6 protein-coding genes are annotated in these 8,826 nt (G+C 69.2%); 5 read left to right on the plus strand and 1 reads right to left on the minus strand.

The genetic code is table 11. From position 1 onward, the window contains the following. The 5 genes from P409_RS18300 to P409_RS18320 all read left to right on the plus strand — a co-directional run. Nucleotides 1-703, plus strand: a 703-nt coding sequence (locus P409_RS18300) for a helix-turn-helix transcriptional regulator (protein WP_034840903.1), incomplete at its 5' end; no start/stop codon positions are given. Between the two features lie 86 nt (nt 704-789). After that, nucleotides 790-2,175, plus strand: a complete 1,386-nt coding sequence (locus tag P409_RS18305; RefSeq protein WP_034840906.1) for an aldehyde dehydrogenase family protein — start codon at nt 790-792, stop codon at nt 2,173-2,175. A gap of 127 nt (nt 2,176-2,302) precedes the next feature. Next, nucleotides 2,303-3,472 carry an iron-containing alcohol dehydrogenase gene (locus P409_RS18310; protein ID WP_034840909.1) on the plus strand — a complete coding sequence of 390 codons (1,170 nt, stop codon included), beginning with the start codon at nt 2,303-2,305 and terminating at the stop codon, nt 3,470-3,472. A 403-nt stretch (nt 3,473-3,875) separates the two neighbouring features. Beyond that, a complete protein-coding gene (locus tag P409_RS18315; RefSeq protein WP_081991607.1) occupies nt 3,876-5,126 on the plus strand; it encodes an efflux RND transporter periplasmic adaptor subunit in 1,251 nt (416 codons plus the stop codon). Nucleotides 5,127-5,148: 22 nt separating this feature from the next. Further along, nucleotides 5,149-8,286, plus strand: a complete 3,138-nt coding sequence (locus tag P409_RS18320; RefSeq protein ID WP_034840912.1) for an efflux RND transporter permease subunit — start codon at nt 5,149-5,151, stop codon at nt 8,284-8,286. A gap of 170 nt (nt 8,287-8,456) precedes the next feature. On the opposite strand, the gene P409_RS18325 is transcribed toward P409_RS18320, so the two are convergent. Further along, nucleotides 8,457-8,826 (minus strand): MlrC C-terminal domain-containing protein (locus tag P409_RS18325; RefSeq protein WP_193366504.1); only part of this gene is annotated, 370 nt, incomplete at its 5' end.

The raw sequence follows: 8,826 nt of genomic DNA on the forward strand, positions 1-8,826 counted from the left end.
GCAGATCGCCGGCGTCGGCGTCACCTGGTACACCTGGCTGGAGCAGGGCCGCGCCATCCAGGTCTCCGCCCATGTGCTGGAGCAGGTGGCCCGGGCGCTGCGGCTGGACGCCACCGAGCGCACCCATCTCTTCGCCCTCGCCCATGACCGGCCGCCGCCGGAGCGCCCGGCGGAGAGCATCGGCGTCACCCCGGCCCTGCGGCGGATGCTGGAGGCGGTGGACGGCCCGGCCTATCTGGCCACGGCCTGCCTCGACGTCGCCGCCTGGAACACAGCGCTGTCGGCGGTGTTTGGCGACCTGGCCCTGCTGCCGGAGGCGGACCGCAACATGCTGTGGCTGGTCTTCGCCAGCCCCCCGCATCGCGCCGCGATCCCGAACTGGGAGACGGAGGCGCGCGGCATGCTCGCGCGCTTCCGGGTCGAGTTCGGCCGCCATCGCGACGACCCCGCCTTTTTGGCGCTGATCCGCCGGCTGGACCAGGCCAGCCACGACTTCCACCGCTGGTGGCCGGAGCAGGACGTCACGCGGCGGCCGGACCCGGTCAAGCGCTTCACCTCGCGCCACGGCCCGATGGTGCTGGAGCAGAGCGTGTTCCGGGTCGAGGAGGCGCCCGACCTGCGGCTGGTCGCCTATATCCCGGTCGACGAAGACAGCCGCCGGATCATCACCCGGCTGCGGCACGAGTGGCGGTCGGACGGCTGAGAGGCCGGGTTGCGGCGATCCCTCTTGGAAAATCCGGGACGATGGCCCCAGGATGCGCGCGACAGAGAGGCAGTCCGAGACCCCGAATGACCCAGATCCTGAAGACCATCACGCCGGTGAACGGCGGCATCTATGTCGAGCGGCCGCTGGCCACTCCGGCCGAGGCCGAGGCGGCGCTGGCCCGTGCCCGCGCGGCCCAGGCCGAATGGCGGCGCGTGCCGGTGTCGGAACGGGCGCGCCTCCTGTCTGCCGCGGTCGATGCCTTCGTCGCCGCGGGGCCGGAGATCGCGCGCGAGATCACCTGGCAGATGGGCCGGCCGGTCCGCTACACGCCCGGCGAGGTGCGCGGATTCGAGGAGCGGGCGCGCTACATGATCTCGGTGGCCGAGGGAGCCCTGGCCGATATCGATGTCGGGCCGAAGGAGGGCTTCCGCCGCTTCATCCGGCGCGACCCGCTGGGCACGGTCTTCGTCGTCGCGCCCTGGAACTACCCTTATCTGACCGCGGTCAACGCCGTGGTCCCGGCGCTGATGGCCGGCAATGCGGTGATCCTGAAGCATTCGCACCAGACCCCGCTCTGCGCCGAGCGCTTCGCCGAGGCGCTGCGGGACCTGCCGTCGGGCGTGTTCCAGCACCTCCACGCCGACCACGACACCACGGCGAAGATGATCGGCAGCGGCGCTGTCGACTTCGTCGCCTTCACCGGCTCGGTCCCCGGCGGTCGCGCGGTCGAGGAGGCCGCGGCCGGCCGCTTCGTCGGCGTCGGGCTCGAGCTCGGCGGCAAGGACCCCGGCTATGTCCGCGCCGATGCCGACCTGAAGCACGCGGTCGAGACGCTGGTCGACGGCGCCTTCTTCAACTCCGGCCAGTCCTGCTGCGGCATCGAACGGATCTATGTCCATTCGTCGGTCTACGACGCCTTCGTCGAGGGCGCGGTCGAGCTGACGAAGCAACACGTGCTGGGCGACCCGACCGAGGAGGCGACAACGCTGGGGCCAATGGTCCGGGCCTCGGCCGCCGATTTCGTGCGCGGCCAGACGGCGGAGGCGGTGCGCCAGGGCGCCCGCGCCCTGATCGACGCCAAGGGCTTCGCCGCGGACAAGCCGGGCACGCCCTATCTGGCGCCGCAGATCCTGACTGGCGTCGACCATTCGATGCGGGTGATGACCGAGGAGAGCTTCGGCCCGGTCGTCGGCATCATGAAGGTGGCGTCGGACGAGGAGGCGGTGCGGCTGATGAACGACAGCCCCTACGGCCTGACCGCGTCGGTCTTCACCCGCGACGTCGACGCCGCCATCGCCATCGGCGACCAGGTGGCGACCGGCACCTGGTTCCTGAACCGCTGCGATTACCTGGACCCGGCCCTGGCCTGGACCGGCGTCAAGGATTCCGGCCGCGGCTGCACCCTCTCGGCCCTCGGCTACGACTACCTGACCCGGCCGAAGTCGTTCCATCTGCGGCTGCCGGGGTAGGTCGGCTGCCTGTTCTTTTTGATTGTCATTGCCGGGCTTGACCCGGCAATCCAGAAAATGTCGACAGCCTCTGGATGCCCGGGTCAGGCCCGGGCATGACAGCAAGAGGCGGTCAAAGACAGGGCGGATGAAGGCGACGATGCTCAAAGGCAACTGGAACTACCCGACCGCGGTGAAGTTCGGCCCCGGCCGGATCAAGGAGCTGCCGGACCTGTGCAAGGCGCATGGCCTGACGCGGCCGCTGCTGGTCACCGATCCCGGCCTGGCCAGGCTGGCGATGATCACGGATGCCGTGGCCGCCAACGCGGCCGCCGGCATCCCGACCGCGGTGTTCAGCGACGTCAAGCCGAACCCGACCGGCAGAAACGTCGCCGACGGCGTCGCCGTCTACAAGGCAGGCGGCCATGACGGCGTCATCGCCTTCGGCGGAGGCAGCCCGCTGGACGCCGGCAAGGCCATCGCCTTCCACGCCGGCCAGTCCCGCCCGCTGTGGGATTTCGAGGATATCGGCGACTGGTGGACCCGCGCCGACGCGTCGAGGATCGCGCCGGTGATCGCCATCCCGACCACGGCCGGCACAGGGTCGGAGGTCGGGCGCGCCGGCGTCATCACCGACGAGGACGCGCATGTGAAGCGCATCATCTTCCACCCGAAGATGCTGCCCGTCGTGGTCATCGCCGACCCGGAGCTGACCGTCGGCCTGCCGCCCAAGGTCACCGCCGCCACCGGCATGGACGCGCTGGCCCATTGCCTGGAGGCGTTCTGCGCCCCCGGCTTCCACCCGATGGCCGACGGCATCGCGCTGGAAGGCACCCGGCTGATCCGGGAATGGCTGCCGGTCGCGGTCAGCGACGGCCGGAACCTGGAGGCGCGCGGCAACATGCTGGTCGCCGCCAGCATGGGCGCCACCGCCTTCCAGAAGGGTCTGGGGTCGATCCACTCCCTCGCCCATCCGCTCGGGGCGCTGTACGACGCCCATCACGGCCTGCTGAACGGCATCCTGATGCCCTACTGCATGGTCCACAACCGCGACGCCATCGAAAGCCGGATGGAGCGCCTCGGCCGCACCATCGGCCTGTCGAAGCCCAGCTTCGACACCGTGCTGGTCTGGGTGCTGGACCTGCGCCGCGAGATCGGCATCCCGCACACGCTGAAGGAGATCGGCATCGGCGACAACCGGGCCGAAGAGATCGGCCGGATGGCGGAGGCGGACCCGTCGACCGGCAGCAACGCCAAGCCGGTCAAGGCCGACGACCTGCGCGCCGTGTTCGTCGACGCGGTGAACGGGCGGCTTTAGACCCGCTTCCCTTGGTCTTGTCATCGCCGGGCTTGACCCGGCGATCCAGGGATTGCTCAGCAGCCCGAAATATTGATCCGTCATGGCGAGCCCGAAGGGGCGTGGCCATCCAGGGCCGCTCGCGGTGACCCCTGGATGGCCACGTCGCTGCGCTCCTCGCCATGACGTAGAAGGGGGATCGAAGAGTCGATCTCGCGGGCCATCGACGCCCTCCCTTTCGCCTCTTTCTCCCCGGCTACGGCTGCGCCGGCTGCCCTCTACTCGTGCGGCATTTTGCATTCCGTCGCATCGGTCGCATTGAAAATTATTAACCCCATTGCACTACACATAAGTCTTACAAGTTGGTCAGGCACCGGGGGCGGGTGGGCCTTAGCCGGTGCGTTCCGGTTTCGGGAATCTGGCCATGAAGCGCTCGGTTATGGGGGTCGTCGCGGTCCTCGGCATCGCCATTGCGGCCATCGCCTGGCAGCGCTTCGGCAATGCGGACGCGATCGAGCGCAGCGGCAAGGCCGCCGAGGCCGGCGGCCAGCCCGGATCCTCGAAGACCACCGGCGGGCGGTCGATCCCGGTCGTCACCGCCTCGGTCGAGCAGAAATCCGTCGCCACCGCCATCTCCGCCATCGGCACGGTCGAGCCGATCTCCACCGTCCTGGTCAGCTCGCGCATCGACAGCCAGGTGATGCAGGTCCATGTCGCCGACGGCCAGACCGTGCAGGCCGGCGACCTTCTGTTCACGCTCGACGACAAGCCGGCCAAGGCCGCGATCGCCCTGGCCCAGGCCAACTTGGCCAAGGACCAGGCCGACCGCGACCAGACCGCGGGGGATGTCGAGCGCGACAAGCCGCTGGTCAAGACCGGCGCGGTCTCGCAGCAGGCCTATGACCTGGCGGTCGCCGCCGCCAAGCGGGCGGAGGCCAGCGTCGCCGCCGACCAGGCCAATCTCGACCAGGCGCAGCTGACCCTGTCCTACACCCAGATCCGGGCGCCGATCACCGGCCGCCTGGGCGTCGTCTCGGTCACCGCCGGCAACCTTGTCAAGGCCAACACCACCAGCAGCAATTCCAACAGCGGCGCGGTGACCAGCCTGGTCACCATCACCGAGGTGAACCCGATCCGCATCGCCTTCACCGTGCCGGAGCGGAACCTGGACGCCATCCGGGCGGCGATGACCGGCCCGACCCCGCCGAAGGTCGAGGCCTTCGACAGCGACGGCCGACGCCGCATCGCCACCGGGCAGCTGAGCTTCATCGACAGCACGGTCGACACCCGGTCCGGAACCATCCCGCTGAAGGCGACTTTCGACAATGCCGCTTTCGCCCTGTGGCCGGGGCAGTTCGTGCGCGTCTCGCTGCAGCTCGGCACCCAGGACAACGCCATCACCGTGCCGACGGTGGCGCTGCAGGCCGGCCAGGACGGCGCCTTCGTCTTCGTCGCCAGGCCCGACGGCACCGCCGAGGTGCGGCCGGTGACGGTGGCGCGGACGGTGGGCGACACCGCGGTGGTCGCCGAGGGGCTGAAGCCGGGCGAGAAGGTGGTGACCGAGGGCCAGCTGCGGCTGATGCAGGGCAGCCGCATCAGCGAGAAGACGGCCGGCACGCCGACCTCGACGCCACCGCGCGCCGACGGCGTCGCCTCCGCCGTCAGCCCCACCTGATCCGGGCGCGGAGGCCACGGCCATGAACCTCTCGGAGCTCTGCATCCGCCGCCCGGTGATGACGACCCTGCTGACGGGCGCCATGGTGCTGGCCGGCCTGTTCGCCTTCGGCCAGCTGCCGATCGCGGCGCTGCCCAACACCGATTTCCCGGTGATCAACGTCTCGGCCAGCCTGCCCGGCGCCAGCCCGGATACGATGGCGAGCTCGGTGGCGACGCCGCTGGAGAAGCAGTTCGAGACCATCGCCGGCATCCAGTCGATGTCCGCGACCTCGGTCCAGGGCGCGACCACCATCACCCTGGAATTCGACTTGAACCGCGACATCGACGCGGCCGCCGCCGACGTGCAGTCCGCCATCACCGCGGTGCAGCGCAAGCTGCCGCCGGAGATGACGTCGCCGCCGAGCTACCGCAAGGTCAACCCGGCCGACGCGCCGATCCTGCTGCTGTCGGTCAGCAGCGACACGCTGCCGCTGGCGACACTCGACAACTATGCCGAGCAGGTGATCTCGCCCAGCCTGTCGACGCTGAGCGGCGTGGCCCAGGTGTCGATCTATGGCAGCCAGAAATACGCCGTCCGCATCCAGGTCGACCCCGACGCGCTGAACCATCGCGGCATCAGCGTCGACGACATCCAGAGGGCGGTCGCCGCCGCCAACGTCAACACCCCGGTCGGCACCCTGCAGGGCCCGCAGCAGCAGCTGATCCTGCAGGCCGACACGCAGATGTACGACGCCAAGGCCTTCGCCGACCTGATCGTCGCCTCGCCCAACGGCATGCCGGTGCGCCTCGGCGACGTCGCCAAGGTGATCGATTCCGTCGAGAACGACCAGACCGCGAGCTGGTTCGACCAGAACCGGTCGATCGTGCTGGCCGTGCAGCGCCAGCCGGATGCCAATACCGTCGCCATCGTCGACGCGGTGAAGGAGCTGCTGCCGAAGTTCAGCGCCGACATGCCGCCCTCGGTGAAGATAAGCGTCCTGAACGACCGGTCGACCTCGATCCGCCAGGCGGTCGAGGACGTACAGTTCACGCTGGGCCTGACCATCGCCCTGGTGGTGATGGTGATCTTCCTGTTCCTGCGCCGGCTGTCGGCCACCATCATCCCGACCGTGACGGTGCCGATCTCGCTGATCGCGACGGTCGCCGGCATGTATCTGTGCGGCTTCTCGATCGACAACATCTCGCTGCTGGGCCTGACGCTCTCGGTCGGCCTGGTGGTCGATGACGCGATCGTGATGCTGGAGAACATCGTCCGCTATATCGAGGAGGGCATGAAGCCCTTCGAGGCGGCGCTGAAGGGCAGCCGCGAGATCGGCTTCACCATCCTGTCGATCACCCTGTCGCTGGTCGCCGTGTTCATCCCGGTGCTGCTGATGGGCGGCGTGGTCGGCCGGATCTTCAACGAGTTCGCGGTCGTCGTGACCATGTCGATCGCCGCCTCGGCATTCGTCTCGCTGACGCTGACGCCGATGATGTGCTCCCGCTTCCTGCACGGCCATGACGAGGAGAAGCCGGAGGGCGTGCTGGGCCGGACGCTGGAGCGTGGTTTCGACGCCATCCTCGGCTTCTATTCCCGCACGCTGCGCTGGTGCCTGGCGCACCGCCCGGTGATGCTGCTGGTGTTCTTCGGCACCATCGCCGGCACCATGCTGCTGTTCCAGGCGATCCCGAAGGGCTTCTTCCCGACCGAGGATCTGAGCCAGATCCTGGTCACCACCCAGGCGCGGCAGGATGTGTCCTTCGACGCCATGGCCGGGCTGCAGAGCCAGGTCCGCGACGTGTTCCGGAAGTCGCCCTATGTCGACCACGTGGTGTCCAGCATCGGCACCAACGGCTATGGCGGCACGCTGAACTCCGGCCGGCTGTTCGTGCAGCTGAAGCCGAAGGAGCAGCGGCCGCCGCTCGACACCGTGATCTCCGACCTGCGGCGGCAGCTCGGCCAGGTCTCCGGCATCGACTGCTACATGGTGCCGGTGCAGAACCTGCGCGTCGGCGGCCGCACCTCCTCCGCCCAGTACCAGTTCGTGATGCAGGGGCTGAACCAGCAGGAGCTGTACAGCTGGGCCGGCAGGATGACGACCGAGATGCGGAAATCGTCGGTGCTGCAGGACGTGGTCAGCGACCTGCAGCTCAGCGCCCTGCAGGCGACGCTGAAGGTCGACCGCGACAAGGCGGCCCAGCTGGGCGTCACCAGCGACGCGCTGCGCTCGACCCTCTATGGCGGCTTCGGCACCGAGCAGATCTCGACCATCTTCACCTCGGTCGACAGCTATGAGGTGATCCTCGAGCTCGACCCCGCCTTACCGTGGTCGGCGGATTCCCTCGACAAGATCTATGTCCACTCCTCCAACGGAGACCTGGTGCCGCTCGGCGCCTTCGCCACGGTGGAGCGCACGGCCGGGCCGCTGTCGGTCAACCAGCAGGGCCAGCTGCCGGCCGTCACCATCTCCTTCAACGTCGCCGGCGACAAGTCGCTGAGCGACGCGACGGCGGAGATCGACCGGATCATGGCCGCGATCAACCTGCCGGTGACCATCACCACCTCCTATGCCGGCAACGCCCAGGTGTTCCAGCAGTCGCTGCAGAACCAGGGCATGCTGCTGCTCGGCGCGGTGCTGACGATCTACATCGTGCTCGGCATTCTCTATGAGAGCTTCACCCACCCGCTGGTGATCCTCTCCGGCCTGCCCTCGGCGGCCATCGGTGCCCTGGGCACGCTGATGCTGTTCCGCACCGACCTGTCGGTGATCGCGATCATCGGCGTGCTGATGCTGATCGGCATCGTCAAGAAGAATGCGATCATGATGATCGACTTCGCGCTGAACGCGCAGCGCAGCGAGAAGCTGACCGCGCGCGACGCGATCTACCGCGCCTGCACGCTGCGCTTCCGGCCGATCATGATGACCACGATGGCGGCGCTGATGGGCGCGCTGCCGATCGCCGTCGGCCAGGGGGCGAGCGCCGAGCTGCGCCAGCCGCTGGGCCTGGCCGTGGTCGGCGGCCTGATCGTGTCGCAGATGCTGACGCTCTACATCACCCCGGTGCTGTATCTCTATGTCGAGGACCTGACCCACGGCGCCCTCTCCCTCGGCCGCTGGCTTCGGCGCGGCGGCAAGGGCACGCCGGCCAAGGGCGCCGCTCACGCCCCGGCGGAGTAGGCGCTGACGCGTTGCCTCTCCCGCTTGCGGGAGAGGTCGGAGACGCGAAGCGGCTCCGGGTGAGGGGATTTTGTCGAGGCCTGGATCAGCCCTCATCCGCCAGCGCCGCGCGCTGTCGACCTCTCCCGCGTCCGGCGGGAGAGGCAAAGCAACAATCCTCGACCGGGTTCTTACCGTCGCCGGAAGAAGGCCGGCCCCAGCGGCCGCAGGCGGACGCCGTCGCGCAGCCGGGTGAAGGGCTGGGCCGCGGGGTCGGCCAGGTTCGGGCCCGGCGCCTCGACCACCAGCACCGCCTCGGCGATCGGCTCGAAATCGGCGCGGAAATGCACCGAGCTCTTCAGCGCCAGGATCCGTTGGGCCGAAGGCTCGACCCCGAGATGCCGGAACATCGCCTGGTCGGCCGCCTGCTGCTTGCGGCTGGACACGGCGACGCGCACCCCGCCCGGGTGACGCAGCAGCGCCATCGGCCCGAGCTGCATGCGGTTGCCGCCGTAGAACGGCCCGGTGCCGATGAAGCGGCCGTCGCCCAGCGCCTCCACC

It is taken from the genome of Inquilinus limosus MP06, assembly GCF_000767795.1.
GTDB lineage: Bacteria > Pseudomonadota > Alphaproteobacteria > DSM-16000 > Inquilinaceae > Inquilinus > Inquilinus limosus_E.

Excerpts from the sequence above, each read along its gene's own strand:
- P409_RS18305 (WP_034840906.1), top strand. The coding sequence starts at position 790 with ATGACCCAGATCCTGAAGACCATCACGCCGGTGAACGGCGGCATCTAT.
- P409_RS18310 (WP_034840909.1), top strand. The coding sequence starts at position 2,303 with ATGAAGGCGACGATGCTCAAAGGCAACTGGAACTACCCGACCGCGGTG.
- P409_RS18315 (WP_081991607.1), top strand. The coding sequence starts at position 3,876 with ATGAAGCGCTCGGTTATGGGGGTCGTCGCGGTCCTCGGCATCGCCATT.
- P409_RS18320 (WP_034840912.1), top strand. The coding sequence starts at position 5,149 with ATGAACCTCTCGGAGCTCTGCATCCGCCGCCCGGTGATGACGACCCTG.